General features: G+C 67.2%; 18 protein-coding genes, 6 tRNA genes and 1 riboswitch. Of the genes, 16 read left to right on the top strand and 8 right to left on the bottom strand.

Annotated features, from left to right (window positions below):
• Positions 1 to 214: 214 nt before the first annotated feature.
• A riboswitch (FMN riboswitch) is annotated at positions 215 to 364 on the bottom strand.
• A 39-nt stretch (positions 365 to 403) separates the two neighbouring features.
• From rpe to AC4BCK_RS08460, 6 genes are all read right to left on the bottom strand, one after another.
• Positions 404 to 1,084 (bottom strand): ribulose-phosphate 3-epimerase, encoded by a 681-nt coding sequence (gene rpe, locus AC4BCK_RS08485; RefSeq protein ID WP_490566903.1) that lies wholly within the window; start codon positions 1,082 to 1,084, stop codon positions 404 to 406.
• Between the two features lie 37 nt (positions 1,085 to 1,121).
• Positions 1,122 to 2,693, bottom strand: a complete 1,572-nt coding sequence (locus AC4BCK_RS08480; protein ID WP_490566831.1) for an RsmB/NOP family class I SAM-dependent RNA methyltransferase — start codon at positions 2,691 to 2,693, stop codon at positions 1,122 to 1,124.
• Positions 2,690 to 3,610 (bottom strand): methionyl-tRNA formyltransferase, encoded by a 921-nt coding sequence (fmt, locus tag AC4BCK_RS08475; RefSeq protein ID WP_251423320.1) that lies wholly within the window; start codon positions 3,608 to 3,610, stop codon positions 2,690 to 2,692. The genes AC4BCK_RS08480 and fmt overlap by 4 nt, the downstream gene beginning before the upstream one ends.
• Positions 3,607 to 4,206 (bottom strand): peptide deformylase, encoded by a 600-nt coding sequence (gene def, locus AC4BCK_RS08470; protein WP_251423317.1) that lies wholly within the window; start codon positions 4,204 to 4,206, stop codon positions 3,607 to 3,609. The genes fmt and def overlap by 4 nt, the downstream gene beginning before the upstream one ends.
• 78 nt (positions 4,207 to 4,284) lie before the next feature.
• Positions 4,285 to 5,145, bottom strand: coding sequence for a cytochrome (locus AC4BCK_RS08465; protein ID WP_490566830.1), 861 nt, complete (start codon positions 5,143 to 5,145; stop codon positions 4,285 to 4,287).
• A 101-nt stretch (positions 5,146 to 5,246) separates the two neighbouring features.
• Positions 5,247 to 5,318, bottom strand: a tRNA-Val gene (locus AC4BCK_RS08460).
• A gap of 306 nt (positions 5,319 to 5,624) precedes the next feature.
• On the opposite strand from AC4BCK_RS08460, the gene AC4BCK_RS08455 reads away from it, so the two are divergent.
• The 7 genes from AC4BCK_RS08455 to AC4BCK_RS08425 all read left to right on the top strand — a co-directional run bounded on the left by AC4BCK_RS08455 (position 5,625) and on the right by AC4BCK_RS08425 (position 8,042).
• Positions 5,625 to 5,697: transfer RNA gene (locus AC4BCK_RS08455), tRNA-Gly, on the top strand.
• A gap of 47 nt (positions 5,698 to 5,744) precedes the next feature.
• A tRNA-Cys gene (locus AC4BCK_RS08450) sits at positions 5,745 to 5,815 on the top strand.
• 41 nt (positions 5,816 to 5,856) lie between these two features.
• Positions 5,857 to 5,931 (top strand) — tRNA-Val (locus tag AC4BCK_RS08445).
• Between the two features lie 60 nt (positions 5,932 to 5,991).
• Positions 5,992 to 6,064: transfer RNA gene (locus AC4BCK_RS08440), tRNA-Gly, on the top strand.
• 41 nt (positions 6,065 to 6,105) lie between these two features.
• Positions 6,106 to 6,177, top strand: a tRNA-Val gene (locus AC4BCK_RS08435).
• Between the two features lie 224 nt (positions 6,178 to 6,401).
• The gene (locus AC4BCK_RS08430; protein ID WP_174179273.1) at positions 6,402 to 6,665 is read left to right on the top strand and encodes an antitoxin; all 264 of its coding nucleotides are present in this window, start codon (positions 6,402 to 6,404) and stop codon (positions 6,663 to 6,665) included.
• A 153-nt stretch (positions 6,666 to 6,818) separates the two neighbouring features.
• Positions 6,819 to 8,042, top strand: coding sequence for a benzoate/H(+) symporter BenE family transporter (locus AC4BCK_RS08425; protein WP_174179275.1), 1,224 nt, complete (start codon positions 6,819 to 6,821; stop codon positions 8,040 to 8,042).
• A 16-nt stretch (positions 8,043 to 8,058) separates the two neighbouring features.
• Here the strand turns inward: AC4BCK_RS08425 and zapE are convergent, their stop codons facing one another.
• Complete coding sequence (gene zapE, locus AC4BCK_RS08420) at positions 8,059 to 9,096, bottom strand: cell division protein ZapE (RefSeq protein ID WP_490566829.1); 1,038 nt, start codon at positions 9,094 to 9,096, stop codon at positions 8,059 to 8,061.
• A 260-nt stretch (positions 9,097 to 9,356) separates the two neighbouring features.
• Between zapE and AC4BCK_RS08415 the strand changes: the two genes are divergently transcribed.
• The 3 genes from AC4BCK_RS08415 to ybaK are packed head-to-tail and all read left to right on the top strand — an operon-like array spanning position 9,357 to position 11,295.
• A complete protein-coding gene (locus AC4BCK_RS08415; protein ID WP_174179279.1) occupies positions 9,357 to 10,280 on the top strand; it encodes a sulfurtransferase in 924 nt (307 codons plus the stop codon).
• Between the two features lie 38 nt (positions 10,281 to 10,318).
• Positions 10,319 to 10,777 (top strand): SufE family protein, encoded by a 459-nt coding sequence (locus AC4BCK_RS08410; protein WP_174179281.1) that lies wholly within the window; start codon positions 10,319 to 10,321, stop codon positions 10,775 to 10,777.
• Between the two features lie 20 nt (positions 10,778 to 10,797).
• Positions 10,798 to 11,295: a Cys-tRNA(Pro) deacylase gene (gene ybaK, locus AC4BCK_RS08405; protein WP_174179283.1), complete on the top strand. Its 498-nt coding sequence runs from the start codon at positions 10,798 to 10,800 to the stop codon at positions 11,293 to 11,295.
• Between the two features lie 6 nt (positions 11,296 to 11,301).
• Here the strand turns inward: ybaK and AC4BCK_RS08400 are convergent, their stop codons facing one another.
• Positions 11,302 to 12,576, bottom strand: a complete 1,275-nt coding sequence (locus tag AC4BCK_RS08400; RefSeq protein WP_490566828.1) for an alpha/beta hydrolase family protein — start codon at positions 12,574 to 12,576, stop codon at positions 11,302 to 11,304.
• Positions 12,577 to 12,700: 124 nt separating this feature from the next.
• On the opposite strand from AC4BCK_RS08400, the gene AC4BCK_RS08395 reads away from it, so the two are divergent.
• The 6 genes from AC4BCK_RS08395 (at position 12,701) to AC4BCK_RS08370 (ending at position 17,786) form a co-directional block, all read left to right on the top strand.
• Positions 12,701 to 13,192, top strand: coding sequence for a hypothetical protein (locus AC4BCK_RS08395; protein ID WP_174179287.1), 492 nt, complete (start codon positions 12,701 to 12,703; stop codon positions 13,190 to 13,192).
• A gap of 14 nt (positions 13,193 to 13,206) precedes the next feature.
• The gene (gene msrB, locus AC4BCK_RS08390; protein ID WP_174179289.1) at positions 13,207 to 13,716 is read left to right on the top strand and encodes a peptide-methionine (R)-S-oxide reductase MsrB; all 510 of its coding nucleotides are present in this window, start codon (positions 13,207 to 13,209) and stop codon (positions 13,714 to 13,716) included.
• Positions 13,717 to 13,860: 144 nt separating this feature from the next.
• The gene (locus AC4BCK_RS08385) at positions 13,861 to 15,228 is read left to right on the top strand and encodes a DUF6421 family protein (protein WP_377088622.1); all 1,368 of its coding nucleotides are present in this window, start codon (positions 13,861 to 13,863) and stop codon (positions 15,226 to 15,228) included.
• Entirely contained in the window at positions 15,225 to 15,944 is a 720-nt protein-coding gene (locus tag AC4BCK_RS08380; protein WP_174179293.1) for an SDR family oxidoreductase, read from the top strand. Before AC4BCK_RS08385 ends, AC4BCK_RS08380 begins: the two co-directional genes overlap by 4 nt.
• 30 nt (positions 15,945 to 15,974) lie before the next feature.
• Complete coding sequence (locus AC4BCK_RS08375) at positions 15,975 to 17,060, top strand: threonine aldolase family protein (RefSeq protein WP_174179334.1); 1,086 nt, start codon at positions 15,975 to 15,977, stop codon at positions 17,058 to 17,060.
• A 75-nt stretch (positions 17,061 to 17,135) separates the two neighbouring features.
• Positions 17,136 to 17,786, top strand: a complete 651-nt coding sequence (locus AC4BCK_RS08370; RefSeq protein ID WP_174179295.1) for a DUF3000 domain-containing protein — start codon at positions 17,136 to 17,138, stop codon at positions 17,784 to 17,786.
• Positions 17,787 to 17,810 lie beyond the last annotated feature (24 nt).

Raw genomic sequence — 17,810 nt, 5'->3', positions numbered from 1 at the left:
GTGCCCGCTCCGGCACCAAGAGATTGTGTGGCCGCCGTCATGCCGCGACCATCGCCACGGCTGCGTCCCCCGCTGAAGCGGCGGGATGTCCGGCATTTAAGAGCCATCGCTTGGGGTCCATTCCGTGTCGTTCCTTCCCTCTCGAACCGCGATGGCTCCGGGGGTATACGACAGCAGAAGGCTGCGGGACCGGGACGGCCCCACAGGTACAGCTGTACGTGCTTCTCTCATCCAGACTTTAACTGTCGGTACCGGAATTTCACCGGTTCAACCGTCTGCCGGGCTTTCCTTGCGGAAGGCACCGGCTCGCGGGTCGCGGACTGTCACCGCCGGTTCGGACTTACACCGACCCCGGAGCACGTATGTGTGTTGCTATTGTGCCATAACCGGCACGGGCTCCCGCCTATTCCGCAGACGCCGCACGTAACGAACGGCCGCCCTGCATGCGGAGCCGTTCAATGGCAGCGGCGGGGTCGTCAGCGCCGTAGACAGCGGAGCCGGCAACAAAAACGGTGGCGCCGGCTTCGGCTGCCCTGACGATGGTTTCCTCCGTGATGCCGCCGTCCACCTGGATGGCCACGTCCGCTCCGGACCCGTCGATGGCTGCCCTTGCCCGCCGGATTTTTGGCAGGGTGAGGTCCAGGAAGGCCTGTCCCCCGAACCCGGGTTCAACGGTCATGATGAGCAGCATGTCCAGTTCGGTGAGCATGTCCAGGTACGGGTCCACAGGGGTTGCGGGCCGAAGCGCCATCCCCGCCTTCGACCCCCTGCTGCGGAGTTCGCGCGCCAGCTTCACCGGGGCGATGGAGGCCTCGGCATGGAAGGTGACCGACGCCAGGCCGGCGTCGGCAAATCCCGGCGCCCAACGGTCGGCATCGGTGATCATGAGGTGCGCGTCCAGGGGGATGGGGCTGACAGCCTGGATGCGCTGCACCACGGGCAGTCCGATGGTCAGGTTGGGGACAAAGTGGTTGTCCATGACATCCACGTGCACGGCGTCAGCGGTGCTGATGCGCTGCAGTTCCGCCTCCAGGTTGACGAAGTCGGCGGAGAGGATGCTCGGGTTGATGCAGCATTGCGTCACGGGGTTGCCTTTCACTGGGTCTGTTGTTGGCTTTCGCCTAGGCCTTTTTATGGATGAGTGCCAGGAACATGGCGTCCGTCCCGTGGATATGCGGCCAGAGCTGGGCCGTGGACTCATGGCCCGCGTCCAGCTTCCCCGGAAGGCTGACGGCGTCCAGTGCTGCCCCGGCGTCCAGGAGCTCCAGGTCGTCACGCTTGCGGAGGGCATCGGCAACCACTGCTGTGGTCTCCGCCGGGTGCGGGGAACACGTCACGTAGGCCACCACGCCCCCGGGCCGCACGGCTGCCAGCGCCGAGGCGAGGAGCTCACGCTGCAACGGACCGAGGTCCGCCAGGTCCTTGGGCGACCGGCGCCAGCGGGACTCGGGCCGGCGCCGCAAGGCGCCCAGCCCGCTGCAGGGAACGTCCACTAGGACGCGGTCAAAGGAGCCGGGCCTTTCGGAGCCGAGGTCTCGGCCGTCACCGGTGCGGACCTGCCACGTTTCGGCCGGCACGGCCGAGAGAGCCTGGCTCACCAGCTTGGCCCGGTGCGGGGCGGGCTCATTGGCCAGCAGCGTGGCGCCCTGCTGCTTTGCCAGTGCGCCAAGCAGGGCTGCCTTCCCACCGGGGCCGGCACACAGGTCCAGCCATGCCTCGGCTTGTCCGGCGCCTGTCCCGCCCTGCGGCCCGCCAAGATCGACGGCCGCCATGGCCCGGGCCACCAGCTGCGAGCCAACGTCCTGGACGCGGGTGGTTCCTTCCCGGACTGAGGAGAAGCGTCCCAGGTCACCGCCACTGGAAAGAGCCGAACCCTCGACGAGCCCACCCGGAGTAGCGCCGTGTTCCAGGGCCTCGTCCAGGTTGCCGAGCCCCGGGAGGGCTACCAGGTTAACCACGGGGGCAGCGTTGTCCGCTTCCAGCAGGTTGTTGATTTCATCGGCGGAGCGCCCGTGTGCAACCAATGACTGGCGCATTGCGCGGACGATCCATTCGGGGTGGGCGTAGCGGAGCGCAGCGATCTTCGTTGCGTCGGTCTCCCCGGCCACGAGGTCGTCCAGCCACTCCTCCAGGGTGTGCGCGGCAACTTTGCGCAGCACGGCATTGATGAGCGCAGACGGGCCTGCCCCGATCACGGCGCGCGCCAGCCCCACGGTTTGGTCCAGGGCGGCGTGTGCCGGCACGCGCATGGCGAGCAGCTGGTGCGCCCCGATGCGCAGGGCATCCAGGATGGCGGGATCCAGCTGGTCCAGGGGGCGGTCCACGCAGCGGGCCAGGATGGCGTCGTAGGTGCCTTGGCCGCGCAGGGCGCCGTAGGTCAGTTCGGTGGCGAATCCGGCGTCGCGCTTGTCCAGCCCGTGGTGGCGGATCCGTGCCGGCAGGACAAGGTTGGCGTAGGCGTCCTCCGCCGCTACGGCGCGCAGGACTTCGAAGGCGACAAGACGGGCAGGATCCGCCCGTCGGGTGCGCTGGGACGGGGCGCTGTCCGTGAAGCTCCGCTGCGGACCGCGGTTGCGTTCACGGCCCTGGGCGTTACGGCGGCTGTTGTCCCGGGGTCCGCCTTTGCCGCGGCCCTGCCCGGAGTTGCCCTGCCCGCTCCCACGCCCGCCTGGATTGCCGCCGGACCCGCTCATTCGAACACCACGCTTTCAAGGGAAGCCATGCCGCGTGCCCAATCAGCCGCGGCCATCATCTTTTTGCCTGCCGGCTGGATCCTGGTCAGTTCCACCGCGTGGGAACCTGTGCCCACCAGCACGCTCTTGCCGTGCAGCGCCAGGGCTCCCGGAGCAAGTGTCGTGACGTCCGGACGCAGCCGGACCGGTTCCAGTTTCACCCTCTGCCCGTCCAGCACCGTCCACGCACCCGGTTCGGGAGTGACGCCGCGGGCCTGCCGGCTGATGGCAAGGGCGGGATGGCTCCACTTCAGGTGGCCATCCTCAAGGGTCAGCTTGGGCGCCAGGGACACCTCGCCGGCCTGCGGCTGCGCCGAGGCCTTGCCTGCCCCAATGGCGGACAGCGTCTGGGCCAGGAGGACCGCACCGCTGCGGGACAGCCTTTCCAGGAGTTCGCCTGCGGTGTCCTCGGGCCCCACGGACTCGGTCAGGGTGCCGAAGACGGGGCCGGTGTCCAGCCCCTCTTCCAGCAGGAAGGTCACAGCCCCGGTGACGTCGTCCCCGGCCATGACGGCGCGCTGCACGGGCGCCGCTCCGCGCCACGCAGGCAGCAGGGAAAAGTGCAGGTTGATCCAGCCATGCCGGGGAACGGCCAGGGCGGCAGGCGGAACCAGCCCGCCGTAGGCAACGATGGCGGCCACATCAGGGTTTACGTCAGCGATCCTGGCGGTTGCCCCGGCATCAACGCGGGCTGCGCGGATGACCTCGATTCCGAGTTCGGCGGCGCGCGCAGCCACGGGCGACGGCGTGAGGACGCGCTTGCGGCCCACGGGGGCGTCGGGGCGGGTCAGCACGGCGACGACGTCGAAGCCTGCCTCCACCAGCGCATCAAGGGACGGGACGGCGACGGCGGGGGTTCCCGCGAAGAGGACCCTCACCCGGCGTTACCGGCCGCTCCGGGACCAAAACTGGAGCCGGGCAGGGAGCCGCCGAAGCTGGAACCGACCGTCTTGGCGCGCTTGGCGGCCGTCCGCTCTGTGACCGAGCCGTAGTTGGCATTACGGATGGACCGCAGGGCGGCCTTGCGGTCTTCCCCCTCCAGCCGGTCGGTGTAGAGGATGCCGTCCAGGTGGTCGTTCTCGTGCTGGAAGCACCGCGCGAGCATCCCTTCCCCTTCCACCGTGACGGGGTTGCCGTGCATGTCCACGCCGGTCACGCGGGTGGAGCGGAAGCGCCGGACGGGAAAGCCAAGTCCGGGAATGGACAGGCAGCCCTCCACCTGGTCGTCCTGGTAATCCTCGCTGTTTTCCAGGACGGGGTTGATGATGTGCCCTTCCACGCCGTCAATCCGGTAGGTGAAAACCCTCTGGCTGATGCCTACTTGGGGCGCGGCCAGGCCTGCACCGTCCACGTCCTCCATGGTTTCGGTCATATCCGCGACCAGTTTGGCCAGCTCCGGCCCGAATTCCGTCACGGGATCGGCCACTGTGCGCAGCACAGGATCGCCGATGATGCGGATATTCAGGATAGCCATGCGCAGTAATTCCTTACAGTTGGCGGGAAAGGGAACCTGTCCAGTTTAGGCGCAGTCATATGGGCCGCCGTCAAACGCCTAAGCAGTCTTTACGTGTGCCAGCGGCGGCGGGCCGATGGGAAGCAGCGCGGCACCGGCGCTGATGGTGTCCGCCGAGAGCTCCCACACCCGCCTCAAGGCACAGAACTTCCACCAGTGGTGCTTGAGGACCTCGGGATTGGCCCGCACAGGACGCACTTCGGTTTCCCCGATGGCCACTGCCAGGAGGACGGGGTCCTCCCCGTACTTCCACCGCTCCCAGGTCCCGGCCACGGGATCAACAAGGCTCTCTTCCGCCTTCATCCCGGCGACAAGCTGCATCACCACCTTGTCATCGAGCGGTTTGACCAGGCCGTCCCGGGTGGTGCCCTTGGTCTTGTAGTCGATAAGGCAGACGCGGCCGTTGATGCGGGCCACCAGGTCCAGGGTTCCCGCGTATCCCACTGCGTTGTTCCAGACCGTGATTTCCGGGGCGATGGGCTCCACCCGGTACAGCTCCCACCACTCGTCAAAGCGGACCGCGAAGGCTTCCTCGCCGTTGGCTGCCAGGGCCTCACGGGTTTCCTTCATGGCGTGCGGGCGGCCCAGGGCGCGGAGCGCCACCTGCTCGCAGTAGTTGTGCACCCGGTCCCCGCGCTTCGCGGCTTCATCGCGGTACGTCTCGGCCGCCCTGGCTGCCCGGCTGACGGCCTGCTTGATCTTGGCAGGGCTGCCCAGGCAGTCCGCCAGCAGGGGATCGTTCGCCAGGCTGCTCGCGCCCATGTAGCCGAACCAGCCATCCAGTCCGTGCGGCTGCTGGCTGATGACGGTGGTGATGGACGGAACCGAGTACTGCTCCGACGTTGAGCGGGCGTACATCCGGCCGTATTCGGTGGCGTGGGCGAGGAGTGGAGCTGTCATGGAAAAAACTCTTTCACAGGGGGCCGACAAAATCAGCAGGCACGGATCCGCGCACAAAAAAGGTCCGCTTCCGCTGCGCGCGGAAACGGACCTTTGTGCGGTGGGCGATACTGGGTTCGAACCAGTGACCTCTTCGGTGTGAACGAAGCGCGCTACCACTGCGCCAATCGCCCTGATGCACTTGAATGCTAGCCGACGCCGCACCCAATTCAAAAATCGGCGCTTCCGGCCCCATCCCCAGGCAGCCAAAAGCGCCCCGACCCGCCCTGCACCCTGCCGAAGGTGGCACCCAGGCGCGCATCCGCCGTCGTAAATTACACAGCTGTAAGTAGGCCAAAACCGCGCCATTGCTGGGAAGAAAGGACACAAAGGGCAATCGGGGCGCCGGCGATTTGGAGAATCCTTGAACCTCCTATATTGTTTTTACTCGTTGGAACGCGAGGAAATGCCGGAAACGGCAGGGAATCAGCCTCCAAAATGCGGACGTAGCTCAGCTGGTAGAGCACCACCTTGCCAAGGTGGATGTCGCGAGTTCGAATCTCGTCGTCCGCTCGCAGGACACTGTCACAGCAACGGTTCTCCGGAACCGACGCTTACACGGTGGGTTGGCCGAGAGGCGAGGCAGCGGCCTGCAAAGCCGTATACACGGGTTCGAATCCCGTACCCACCTCGGTGAAAACCATGGTTTCCGGATCACCTCCGGATGGACATGGGCGATTGGCGCAGCGGTAGCGCGCTTCCCTGACACGGAAGAGGTCACTGGTTCGATCCCAGTATCGCCCACCAAGCAAGGAAACTTGCTTCATGCAGTTCGACCGGCCCCCCGCCGGAACGCACTTCATATCTGCGGACGTAGCTCAGCTGGTAGAGCACCACCTTGCCAAGGTGGATGTCGCGAGTTCGAATCTCGTCGTCCGCTCTCTTGTTTCTTAAGATCCCATCAGCCGGTCTTCCGGTTCCGGGCGATTGGCGCAGCGGTAGCGCGCTTCCCTGACACGGAAGAGGTCACTGGTTCGATCCCAGTATCGCCCACATGCAGCAGCTCCCCGGAGCTGCTTTTTTCGTGCCCGGCCACCGTGTGCGCCCTCATCCACGGCGCCCTTGCCGGAGACATACGAACGGCAACCACTGCAGGCAGGCGTGCATCCGCTGCGGGCGAACGCCTTGTACCCCTGATTTCCTTGGCAGGCCTTCCGGACGGCGCTAGGATCGAATGCGGAGGAGCGACCTGGCTCCGCGATTGAAGGGAGGTGCTCGTGGGACTGATTGACGATCTAAAGGGCAAGGCTCAGGGTCTCATCCGCGGCAACGAGCAGGCCATCAAGAACGGCATCAACAAGGCCGGTGATTTTGTGGACACCAAGACCGGAGGCAAGTACTCGGGCCACGTCAACAAGGTCCAGGATGGCGCTTCCAAGCTCATTGACAAGAACGGCACCCCGGGACAGGCACCTGCCGCCGAGCAGGTTCCGCCGGTCACTCCCGTCAACCCGGTTCCGCCGGCTGACAGGACTCCGTAAACAGGATTTGGCCAGGGTCTTGCCCTAGCACGTCAAGGGGGTGCAGGTCCCGCCGGGAGGCGGCACCTGCACCTTTGGCGTTTAAGCGGGACGTTCAGCCGGCATGCCCAGGCCGATTGAGGCTTCACGAAACAGGGCCGGTAACCTGCCCCTATGGCGAAGTCCCCCGCATATCCCACGGCACAGCAGTCACCCGGTCGGCACAAGCTCGATTCCCGCCCCGTTGTGGCTGGTATCGTCACCGCGCTGGTGGGCTTCACGTCCTCCTTCGCCGTGGTCCTGGCCGGACTCAGGGCAGTGGGCGCCAGCCCCGCGCAGGCGGCGTCCGGACTGCTGGCACTGACCGTGGCCGTGGGCCTGGGGGTGCTCTGGCTTTCCTGGCGTTCCAAAGTGCCGGTGACCCTCGCCTGGTCCACGCCCGGCGCTGCCCTGCTGGCAACGTCCGGAACGGTCGACGGCGGGTGGCCGGCCGCCGTCGGGGCCTTCCTTGCCACCGGGGTGCTGATCGCCATGACCGGCCTGGTCCCGGCCCTGGGGCGGCTGATGGCAAGGATCCCGGCGACCCTTGCGCAGGCCATGCTCGCCGGCGTCCTGCTGCAGCTCTGCCTGGCACCGTTCAAGGCACTGGGGACAGTCCCGCTGTTCATTGCGCCGGTCATCCTGTGCTGGCTGCTGATGATGAAGTTGGCGCCCCGCTGGTCCGTCCCGGCAGCCCTGCTGGCGGCCCTGGCCGTTATCGGGATTTCCCTGGCCTCAGGGGGCACCTCCCTGGGGGAGGGCGAAATCCTTCCAGCCCTTGAATGGACCACGCCGGCCTTCAGCCTGCAGGCCATGGCGGGTATTGCGCTTCCGCTGTTTGTGGTGACGATGGCATCGCAGAACGTCCCCGGCGTGGCAGTGCTCCGGTCTTTCGGCTATGACACCCCGTGGCGTCCCGCCATGCTGGTGACCGGTGCGGGCACCGCGGCAGCAGCGCCGTTCGGCGCCCACGCCATTAATCTCGCCGCGCTCAGCGCCGCCCTGGCAGCCGGTGAGGAGGCAGGGCTGGACCGGCACCGCCGGTGGGTGGCCGGCTTCACGTCCGGGCTTGCCTACCTTGTGCTGGCTGCGTTCTCCGCCGCGCTGGTGACCCTGGTGACGGCCGCACCGGCCGGCATGCTCGAAGCCGTGGCCGGCCTGGCACTCCTGGGGACCCTGGCCGGTGCCGTGTCAGCCGCGCTGGCCGATGCGGAGGACAGGATAGCCCCGGCCGTCACCTTCCTCATGGCGGCCTCGGGCCTTGCCTTCGCCGGTATTGGGTCGGCGTTTTGGGCACTCGCTGCCGGGCTGGCGGTCCGCCTGGTGCTAAGGCCGCGCAGTCCCGGAGCAACAGGCTGACCGGGCCGGACCGCCGCTAGGACGGTTCGTGGTTCTGGCCTTCGCGGGCCAGTGCGGTGAGCCTGGAAACGGCGCGGAAGTACTTCTTCATGTAGCCGCCCGTCATCATTTCCTCCGTGAACAGCTGGTCGAACGGAACACCGCTGGCGAGGATGGGGACATCCTTGTCGTAAAGCCGGTCAGAAAGCACCACGAACCTCAGCGCCACGGCCTGTTCGGTGATGGTGTGGACGTTGCGCCACACCACGCCGTCAATGCCGTCAATGAGCTGGCGGTAGCGGCTGGGGTGCACGCCCGCCAGGTGATGGATCAGCGTGCTGAACTCGTCCTGGGCCACCGTCTTCCCATCGAACTCCGCCTTCATGTGCGAGGACAGTTCGCTGTTCTTCAGGGGCGCCGGCGCTGCGGGCAGTCCGCGGTGCCGGAAGTCTTCCCCGTCGATCCGGAGGACGTCGAACTGGTCCGCGAGGACCTGGATTTCACGCTGGAAGTCGACGGCTGCGAACCTGCCGTCGCCCAGCGATCCGGGCAGGGTGTTGGAGGTGGCTGCGAGCTTTACCCCGGCGTCAGCCAGTTCACGCATGAGCCGGGACATGAGGACGGTGTCGCCGGGATCGTCGAGCTCGAACTCATCGATGCACACAAGTTTGTAGCTGCTGAGCGCGTCTACCGTCTTGCGGAAGGACAGCGCACCCACCAGGTTGGTGTACTCCACGAAGGTGCCGAAAGCTTTGGGGCCGGGCGAGGCATGCCAGAGCGAGGCGAGCAGGTGCGTCTTGCCGACGCCGAACCCGCCGTCGAGGTAGATTCCGGCGCGGGTTTCGTCCTTCTTGGCGAAGAACTTCTTGAACAGTCCTCCCCCGCCCGCGGAGCCCACGCCGTCGGCAAACCCCTCCAGCGCCCTGACGGCCGCAGACTGGCTGGGCTGCTTGGGATCGGGGCGGTAGCTGGAAAAGGAAACCTGGCCGAACCGCGGCGATGGATAGAAACCTTTGAGGAGCTCATCCACCGAAACTGCCGGAGTGCGGGCGGCAAGCTGTTCGATCTGTACCAAGGGGGTCCGTTCTGCTGGTGGTTGGTCCCCAGAAAGAATACGGCAATGCGGCGCCCCGTTTCCGTCCCATGATGCGCCACGCATTGCTCCCGCATACTGCGTCACCGGTTCCGGCCAGCGCAGCGTGATGAAGGCAACATTTCGTCCTGTTAACGGAATACGGACACCGGCCGGGGTGCTGGCTAGTGTGGAAGCAGGTCCCAATGCCGGCGCCGCCAGGTCCAGCAGGCTCCCCGTGTCCTCAATGAAAGGCCAAGATCATGCCCTACCCCGTTGAACAGAACGAGAAGTTCGCAGCCTACGCCCACCCGGAACGGCTGGTGTCCACCGGGTGGCTCGCTGCCGCCATCGAAAGCGGCGCCGTCGCCAACGGTGAGCTGGTGGTGGTCGAATCTGATGAGGACGTGCTGCTTTACGAAACCGGGCACATCCCCGGCGCCGTGAAGATCGACTGGCACACCGACCTGAACGACGACGTCACCCGCGACTATGTGGACGGAGCCGCGTTCGCCGAGCTGGCGGCGTCGAAAGGCATCTCCCGTGACAGCACCGTGGTCATCTACGGGGACAAATCCAACTGGTGGGCTGCCTACGCCCTCTGGGTCTTCACGCTTTTTGGCCACCAGGACGTGCGCCTGCTGGACGGCGGCCGGGACAAGTGGATTGCCGAAGGGCGCGAACTCACCAGGGAGAAGCCGGCCCCGGCCAGGGGTGACTACCCCGTCGTCGAGCGCAACGACGCCCCCATCCGTGCCTTCAAGGAGGACGTCCTTGCCCACCTGGGCAAGCCGCTCATCGACGTCCGCTCCCCCGAGGAATACACGGGCCAGCGCACGCACATGCCGGCGTACCCGGAGGAGGGCGCCCTCCGCGGCGGCCACATTCCCACGGCTGCCTCCATCCCCTGGGCACGCGCCGCCGCAGAGGACGGCACCTACCGCAGCCGTGCGGAACTTGAGGCCCTCTACCTCGGCGAAGCCGGGCTGGCCGAAGGCGACGACGTTGTGGCGTACTGCCGCATCGGTGAGCGTTCCAGCCACACCTGGTTCGCCCTCAAGTACCTCCTGGGCTTCGATTCCGTCCGCAACTACGACGGTTCCTGGACCGAATGGGGCAACGCCGTGCGGGTGCCGATCGCCAAGGGCGCAGAGCGCGGTTCTGTTCCTGTTGCCGTCGGATCCTGACGCGGCCCGTGCCGCAGCAATTGCGTAGACTTGAACCGATGACTACTCAAGCCTTGCCTTCCGCCCTCGCGGCCATCGTGGACGATTTCCAGGCCATGTCCGAACCCGAGCGGCTGCAGCTGCTGCTGGAATTCTCCGAGGGCCTTCCGGAACTTCCGGACCGGCTCAAGGACCACCCTGAGCTGCTGGAGCAGGTGGTGGAGTGCCAGTCGCCGCTCTTCCTCACTATCGAGACGGAGAACGACGGCGGCCCGGCCGGCGCCGTGCGCTTGTTCTTCAAGGCTCCCGCAGAGGCCCCGACAACGCGGGGATTCGCCGGCGTGCTGCACGAGGGCCTGGACGGGTTGTCCGCGGAAGAGATCCTCTCCGTCCCGGACGACATGCCTGAACTCCTCGGACTCACCCGGGCCATCACGCCCCTCCGCATGCGCGGCATGACCGCCATGCTGGGAAGGATCAAGCGCAAGGTCGCTGCCGCGTCCGGCGTGCGCTCCTAGCCGCAGCCCGGACCAGCATTATGGCCCGCAGGAACGCATCACAGGGAACCCCGGCAACAGCGGCGCTGACCGCGGCCGGGGTTCCGTTCGTGCTGCACCCCTACACGCACGATCCGACCGCCGCCAGCTACGGGGCGGAGGCGGCCGAGGCCCTCGGCATTGATCCCTCACGGGTTTTCAAGACGCTGATGGTTGAGGTGGAGGGCCGGCTGGCCGTGGGCATCGTCCCGGTCAGCGGAACCCTGGACCTCAAGGCGCTGGCCACCGCCCTCGGGGCCAAGAAAGCGGCAATGGCAGATCCGGCGGCAGCCCAACGGCGCACGGGCTACGTACTGGGAGGCATCTCCCCGCTCGGCCAGCGGCAGCCCTCCCCCACCGTCCTGGACTCAAGTGCCCTGGCCCTGGAGACCCTGCTGGTCTCCGGCGGAAAGCGCGGCCTGGACATCGAACTGGCACCGGCTGACCTGGTCCGCCTCACCCAGGCAGTGACAGCACCGATCGGTACGCCGGCCGCCTGACCAGGCTCAGGAACTGGCCGGGGCCAGCGCGCCCGGATTCAGCCTGGGCGCCAGCTGCTGCCGCAGCCACGCCTTGACCAGGCTTTCCCACCGCTCCGGATCGACGTTCCATTCCTTGGTGTGCCGTGCCTGGTGGAAGGGCTCGAAGGTCACCATCTCCGGGTTCCGCTCGGCGAGCAGGGCCGAGGGCCCGTACGGCACGTATTCGTCGTCGACACTGTGCAGCACCAGCGTGGGCGTGCGGAGTTCCACTGCACGGGACACCCAGTCCATCGCCTTCAGGTTCACCGGGGCAGACAATCCCGTGAGGCGCCTCCCCAGGGGATGCCCCAGCATGAGTTGGCCATACCGGCCCACCAGAGAGGGAATCCTGTTCAGCTGTGCATGGTGGGCCAGGACGTTCACCCAGTCGGTGACGGGCGCATCGAGCACCATCGCCCGGATCAGGTGCCGGCAGCGGGAAAGGTCGGCCGCCTGCAGGCAGATGGCGCCGCCCATCGACCAGCCGAACAGCACGATTTCTTCCGCACCGTTGGCCAGTGCGTACTCGATCGCCGCCTCGACGTCACGCCATTCCGTGGAACCCAGGCCGTACCGGCCGTCGTCGGCGGAGGGGGCAAGGCCGTCGTTGCGGTAGGACACCAGGAGGCTGGTCAGCCCCAGCTCCAAAGCGGGGCCTACGGCGCGCAGCGCCTCCTGGCGCGTGGCTCCGCGTCCGTGCACCATGACCGCCCAGGTCCGGGCCGTCCCGCCGGCCCGGACAAGCCACGCCGGGGCCTGCCCCCGGTCAACGTCAATCATGACCTCCTCATACGGCAGTCCGACGGCGGCGGGGTCCGGATGGACAGCTCCGCTCCACCAGCCGCGGCGGGCGGTGGAGAGGTCCCCGGAGTAGACCGCCTCAACGTCCCGCAGGACGGTCCGCTCGGCGGGCGAATAGGAAACGATGCGGCCGATCCGCGCGTGCCCTTTGCCGCCGTCGAAGAAGAACCCGTAAACACCGTCCACCGTGGTGTCGTCCGAGGCGGCGAAGATCGCCTGCTGCCGCTGGCCGTCCCTGATGAGCGCGAGCATCTCCTGGTCTGCTGCCCGCTGCCGTGCCGGTGTGATGACCCGCCGCGCGAAGTACACCGCGAGCGCCGATGACCCCGTGGCCAGGAGCCCTGCCACGCTTCCTCCGCCGATCGCTCCGCCGATTGCCCATTTGGCCCGCAGCGACATCCCCCCGGAATCGGGGCTGGTCTGGACGGGGGCGGGGCGGGTTCGCTGGAAAGATGCCATGAAACTATTCTTACCGGCCCGGGCCGGATGCCCGCATCCGCCGCGTGCGGTCATGGCCTCCCGGCACCTTCGGACGGGCGCGGCTGCCACTGCGCAGGCAGCGCTGCAGGACTAGGCTAGGGCCATGAGTGAACCCATCGTCATCCTGACCGAAGAACCCCTGGGGGCGGACGACCGCCTGAACATCGAACGCCTCGTGGACGGCGCGGATACCCGCCTGGTTGTCCTGGTGCCGGCAAACACCGAGCGGCACCTGCTGGTGGACTTCCTCGAGAACCTTTCGCTGCTGGACATCGCCAAGGCCTTCCGGGAGTTGACCTCCCACGCTCCGGATCCCACCCAGGAACGTGCCAAGGCCGCCGAGACCCTGTCCGTGTCCCTTGCGGCCCTGGAAGGACTGGGTTCAGGCGTCACGGGGGAAGTCGTGGACGGCGGCGCTGTCAGTGGCCTGGTCTCGAAAGTACGTGAGACCGGCGCTGCGCAGGCAGTAGTGATTACCCGGCCGCACGCCGTGGCAGACACGTTCCACACGGACTGGGCCAACAAGGCACAGGACCAGCTGGGAGTACCCGTACTGCACCTGTACGCGGGATCGGGATTTATTGGCGACTCGTGAGCGTTGACAAGGCTATGAGCATCTTCGGAAACAGCATCTTCGGACACAAGGCCCCCGACACAGCTCCGGAAGCGGCATCCGCTGTGGGCGGCAAGGGCGCTGAAAAGACCGATGCCCAATGGCGTGAGGAGCTCACGCCCGAGGAATACCATGTGCTCCGCCAGGCGGGGACCGAGCGTCCGTACACCGGTGAATACTGGGACACCCACACAGCCGGCGTCTACCAGTGCCGCGCGTGTGGAACAGAACTTTTCACCAGCAAGGAAAAGTTCGATTCCCACTGCGGATGGCCGTCCTTCTGGGCCCCGCTCGCTGAGGGGAACGTCCGCTACATCCACGACCGCACCTTGGGGATGGACCGGGTGGAGGTCCGCTGCGCATCGTGTGATTCCCATTTGGGCCATGTGTTCGAAGGCGAGGGTTTCGGAACCCCTACGGACCAGCGTTACTGCATCAACTCCATTTCGATCCGGCTGGTCCCGCAGGAGGATGCGCAGGTCAGCGGAACGGAAGCGGAGAACTGATCCCCCAGCTGCGGGCCTCCTCCCGTGGCAGATTGGGCACCTGAGCCTAACGCTTTCTTAGGCTAAGACCCTTTCGGCATTAGCCCTGCTGGTTGCTTGCTACGCTCGGCATGAGGTAGCAAGCAACCAGAAAGGCAGCCGACGATGACCGAAACCCTGACCACCGCCGTCACCGGGATTTCCGCAGAGAACCAGGACTGGAAGCGGCTCAAGGCCGCCGCCACTGCCCTGCAGGCCCTCCAGGTCCAGGACGGCTCCATCCCGGACGCCGCGCACCACTCCGAGGCCGCGTCCCTGGTGAAGGACATCGTCAGCGCCGTCCGCGCCCTGGCCCCCGCCTTCCCGCACGACGCCGCCTACCTGGACGCCGTGTGCGCGGATTTCTCCAGCTGGGCCGGCACCGGGTTTGCCACTCCGGACTTCCTGTCCTCCCTCCTCGCCTTCCAGCCGCAGGAGCAGCGCCGGAACGGCCTCCAGCACCTGGTCGTCTTCCCCATGTACACGCAGAACGGCAGCAGCAGCCGCCTGGTGGAGGCAGTCCTGGTCGAAGTGATCTGGCCGGAGTTCATTGCCGGCCTCGAGGCGGGCGACTACTCGAACAAGCTGTTCGTTCCCATCCGCTTCGTGGACTTCACTGCCGGCTATGACACCAATTCCGCCGTGCTGTTCCCGGAGACCGTCGCCGTCAGCAAGACCCCCACCTTCACCTGGGGGGCCATCTTCGCGGACCGGGAAGCGGCCAGGTTCCGCCGCGTCCTCAAAGCCGCAGCCGAGACCACCTGCCTGGAACTGCCCGAAGGCGCAGCGGAGATGCTCGCCGACCAGGACCTGACCGAGTCCACGTTTGTCATGTGGGACCTGATCCACGACCGGACGCACATGCGTGGGGACCTGCCGTTCGATCCGTTCATGATCAAGCAGCGGATGCCCTTCTTCCTGTACTCACTCGAAGAGCTGCGCTGCGACCTGACGGCGTTCCGCGAATCGGTAAGGATAGAAAAAGACGAGGACGCCGATCCCGAAGCCCGGCGCCACGCCAAACTGGTGCAGTACGCCATCCTCTTTGACCGCATCTTCCGGTTCGCGATCACCGGCAGCCGGGTCCGGAACTACGACGGCCTGGGCGGCCAGCTCCTGTTCGCCTGGCTGCACCAGGAGCGGGTCCTGCACTGGACGGACACCCGGCTCACCATCGACTGGGACGAAGTGGCCAACGCCGTCATCGCCCTCGGCGCGAGCATCGACGAGCTGTACTGGCGCTCCATCGACCGGCCCAAGACTGCCCACTGGCTGGCCGCGTACCAGCTGATTTCCGCGACCGTCACGCCCCACCCGGCGTCCGTCTGGGCGAAGGGCCCGGAGGCCCTGCCGCTGGCCGGTCCGCCCCGCGGCCTCACCGACCAGGTGCTGGACGACGAATTCCCGCTGTCCATGTTCTACGAAGCGCTGGAGAAGAAGATGCGCCCCGTCATCGAGTCCACGGCCGGCATCACCGGAGCCTCTGCCCTGTGACACAACGGCGGCTGAACGTACTGGTCACCGGCGGCAGCGGAGCGTCCGGCATTGCGGTGGCCCGCGCCCTCCGGGAAGCGGGCCACCGCGTCTTCACCGTGGGGTCGGACCAGGCCAGGATCAGTGCCGCGGCCGAACAGGCGGGCGACGGCGTTGCCCCCTTCGTGTGCGACCTCGCACGGATGGAGGAGGTACGCCAGCTGCGGGCCGAGGTCTCCGCTGCTGCCGGGCCGATGGATGCGGTGATCCACCTGGTGGGCGGCTGGCGGGGCGCGCGCGGCATCACGGACCAGACGGACGAGGACTGGGACTTCCTGGAGCGGGGAGCCATCACGACGCTCCGCAACGTCTCGCGCGTTTTTTACGACGACGTCGCCGCCTCCCCCGACGGCCGCTTCGCCATGGTGTCCTCCACCGCCGTCGCCAAGCCCTCGGCGGCGGCGGCCAGCTATGCGGCAGCGAAGGCAGCCGCGGAGGCCTGGACCATGGCCGTGGCGGACGGTTTCCGCCGGGACGCCGGCAAGGTCGACGGCGGCACGGCAGCCGCCGTCGTCCTGGTGGTCAAGGCCCTGGTGGATGAGGGGCTGCGCCGCAGCCACCCGGAGCGTTCATTCCCGGGGGCGACGGACGTCGGGGACCTGGCGCGCGCCGTCGTCGGCCTCTTCCAGGCCCCTGCCGCGGAACTGAACGGCAGCCGGATGCTGCTGGCGCCCTGACCTACCTAGACTGAAAGCGTGAGCAAACCCATGACAACAACTGCTGAAACCGCCGCCGGGATCCGCCTCCACGATCCGAACGTGCGGGGCTTCGCCTCGGACAACTATTCCGGGGTCCACCCGGAAGTCCTCGCGGCGCTGGCTGCCGCGAACGACGGCCACCAGGTCTCCTACGGCGAGGACGACTACACAGCCAGGCTGCAGGAACTGATGGAGGAGCACTTCGGGCCCGGGATTGAGTGCTTTCCGGTCTTCAATGGCACCGGCGCGAACGTCCTCTCGCTGCAGTCGCTGCTCCCCCGCTGGGGGGCGGTGGTCTGTGCCTCAACGGCCCACATCAACATGGACGAAAACGGCGCCCCCGAGCGCGTCGGCGGCATCAAGCTGCTGCACGTTCCGACGCCCGACGGCAAGCTCACGCCCGAGCTCATTGACCGGGAGGCGTGGGGCTGGGGTGACGAGCACCGTGCCCAGCCGCTCGCCGTCTCCATTACCCAGACCACCGAGCTTGGCACCTGCTACACGCCGGAGGAGGTCCGCGCCATCGCCGACCACGTCCATGCCCGGGGCATGAAGCTCCACATGGACGGTGCCAGGCTGGCCAACGCCGCGGCCCACCTCCAGGTTCCGCTGCGCGCCTTCACCCGCGACGCCGGCGTGGACATCCTGTCCTTCGGCGGAACCAAGAACGGCCTGCTCTTCGGTGAAGTGGTGGTGGCCCTGAACCCGGAAGCCGCGCACGGGCTCGTGTACCTGCGCAAGATGAACATGCAGCTGGCGTCCAAGATGCGCTTCATGTCCGCGCAGTTCATCGCGCTCCTGGAGGGTGACCTGTGGCTGCGCTCTGCCGCCCACGCCAACGCCATGGCCGCCCGGCTCCGCGCCGCCGTCGACACCATCGACGGCGTCCAGCCCACCCAGAAGACCGAGTCCAATGGCGTGTTCGCCATCCTCCCCGAAGGCGTGGCTGACAGGCTGCGCACGTCCTTCCGCTTCTACGACTGGAATGAGGCTGCCAGGGAGGTCCGCTGGATGTGTTCCTTTGACACCACCGAGGAAGACGTGGATACCTTTGCTGCCGCCATCCGCCGGGAACTCCGGCAGCGTGAGGGATGACGCTGCGGGCACCAGGGCAGGGGGCGGGCGGCGAGCCTACCCGCCCGGCCCGGCCCGGTTGCGTAACCTGCGAAGGTGAACGCACTTGACCAGGTTCCCCCGGAGTTTCTCCACGCCTTGGGAACCCTCAGGAAAGCCCAGTGCCGCCGGGAGCTCCGCCTGGCGGAGATTCCGGCGCCTGCCCGCCTGGCGCCATTTGCCGTGGCCCTCGGTGCCGAGGTTTATGCTCCCGGCGCCGGCACGGCCGGAACGCCGCTCCACGGCCCGGCTGCCATGGCACTGGCCGCCGCGTCGGGAACGGAAGACGACGGCGGCACGGAACTGGCAACGGGACGCTTCATCCTCCTGCACGACCCGGACGGGTCGGAGGTCTGGGGCGGGGAGTTCCGCATCGTCACCTATATCCGCGCGGAACTGGAGCCCGAGATGGGCAACGATGAGATGCTCGGAACAGTCGCCTGGACCTGGCTCGTGGAGGCACTGGAAAACCACAAGGCACCGTACCGGGCAGCGGGCGGTACGGCCACGCGCGTCCTCTCCGAAAGCTTCGGCACCCTCTCGGAGCGTCCTGGTTCCATTGATATTGAACTCCGTGCCTCCTGGACGCCAGCCACATCCGATGTCAGGGCCCACCTCGAGGCGTGGTCGGATATGGTCTGCACGTTCGCCGGACTGCCGCCCCTGCCGGACGGCGTCACGCCGCTGACGCACCGGCGGCGGAACTGAGGGCCCTGGCCGGTGGCGCACAAA

It is taken from the genome of Pseudarthrobacter sp. As-47, assembly GCF_058215595.1.
This window is presented reverse-complemented; position numbering and strand designations above follow the sequence as displayed.

Excerpts from the sequence above, each read along its gene's own strand:
- AC4BCK_RS08400 (WP_490566828.1), bottom strand. The coding sequence starts at position 12,576 with ATGGCATCTTTCCAGCGAACCCGCCCCGCCCCCGTCCAGACCAGCCCC.
- AC4BCK_RS08465 (WP_490566830.1), bottom strand. The coding sequence starts at position 5,145 with ATGACAGCTCCACTCCTCGCCCACGCCACCGAATACGGCCGGATGTAC.
- ybaK (WP_174179283.1), top strand. The coding sequence starts at position 10,798 with ATGGCCCGCAGGAACGCATCACAGGGAACCCCGGCAACAGCGGCGCTG.
- msrB (WP_174179289.1), top strand. The coding sequence starts at position 13,207 with ATGAGCATCTTCGGAAACAGCATCTTCGGACACAAGGCCCCCGACACA.
- AC4BCK_RS08425 (WP_174179275.1), top strand. The coding sequence starts at position 6,819 with ATGGCGAAGTCCCCCGCATATCCCACGGCACAGCAGTCACCCGGTCGG.
- AC4BCK_RS08480 (WP_490566831.1), bottom strand. The coding sequence starts at position 2,693 with ATGAGCGGGTCCGGCGGCAATCCAGGCGGGCGTGGGAGCGGGCAGGGC.
- AC4BCK_RS08375 (WP_174179334.1), top strand. The coding sequence starts at position 15,975 with ATGACAACAACTGCTGAAACCGCCGCCGGGATCCGCCTCCACGATCCG.
- AC4BCK_RS08410 (WP_174179281.1), top strand. The coding sequence starts at position 10,319 with ATGACTACTCAAGCCTTGCCTTCCGCCCTCGCGGCCATCGTGGACGAT.
- AC4BCK_RS08415 (WP_174179279.1), top strand. The coding sequence starts at position 9,357 with ATGCCCTACCCCGTTGAACAGAACGAGAAGTTCGCAGCCTACGCCCAC.
- def (WP_251423317.1), bottom strand. The coding sequence starts at position 4,206 with ATGGCTATCCTGAATATCCGCATCATCGGCGATCCTGTGCTGCGCACA.
- AC4BCK_RS08385 (WP_377088622.1), top strand. The coding sequence starts at position 13,861 with ATGACCGAAACCCTGACCACCGCCGTCACCGGGATTTCCGCAGAGAAC.
- AC4BCK_RS08395 (WP_174179287.1), top strand. The coding sequence starts at position 12,701 with ATGAGTGAACCCATCGTCATCCTGACCGAAGAACCCCTGGGGGCGGAC.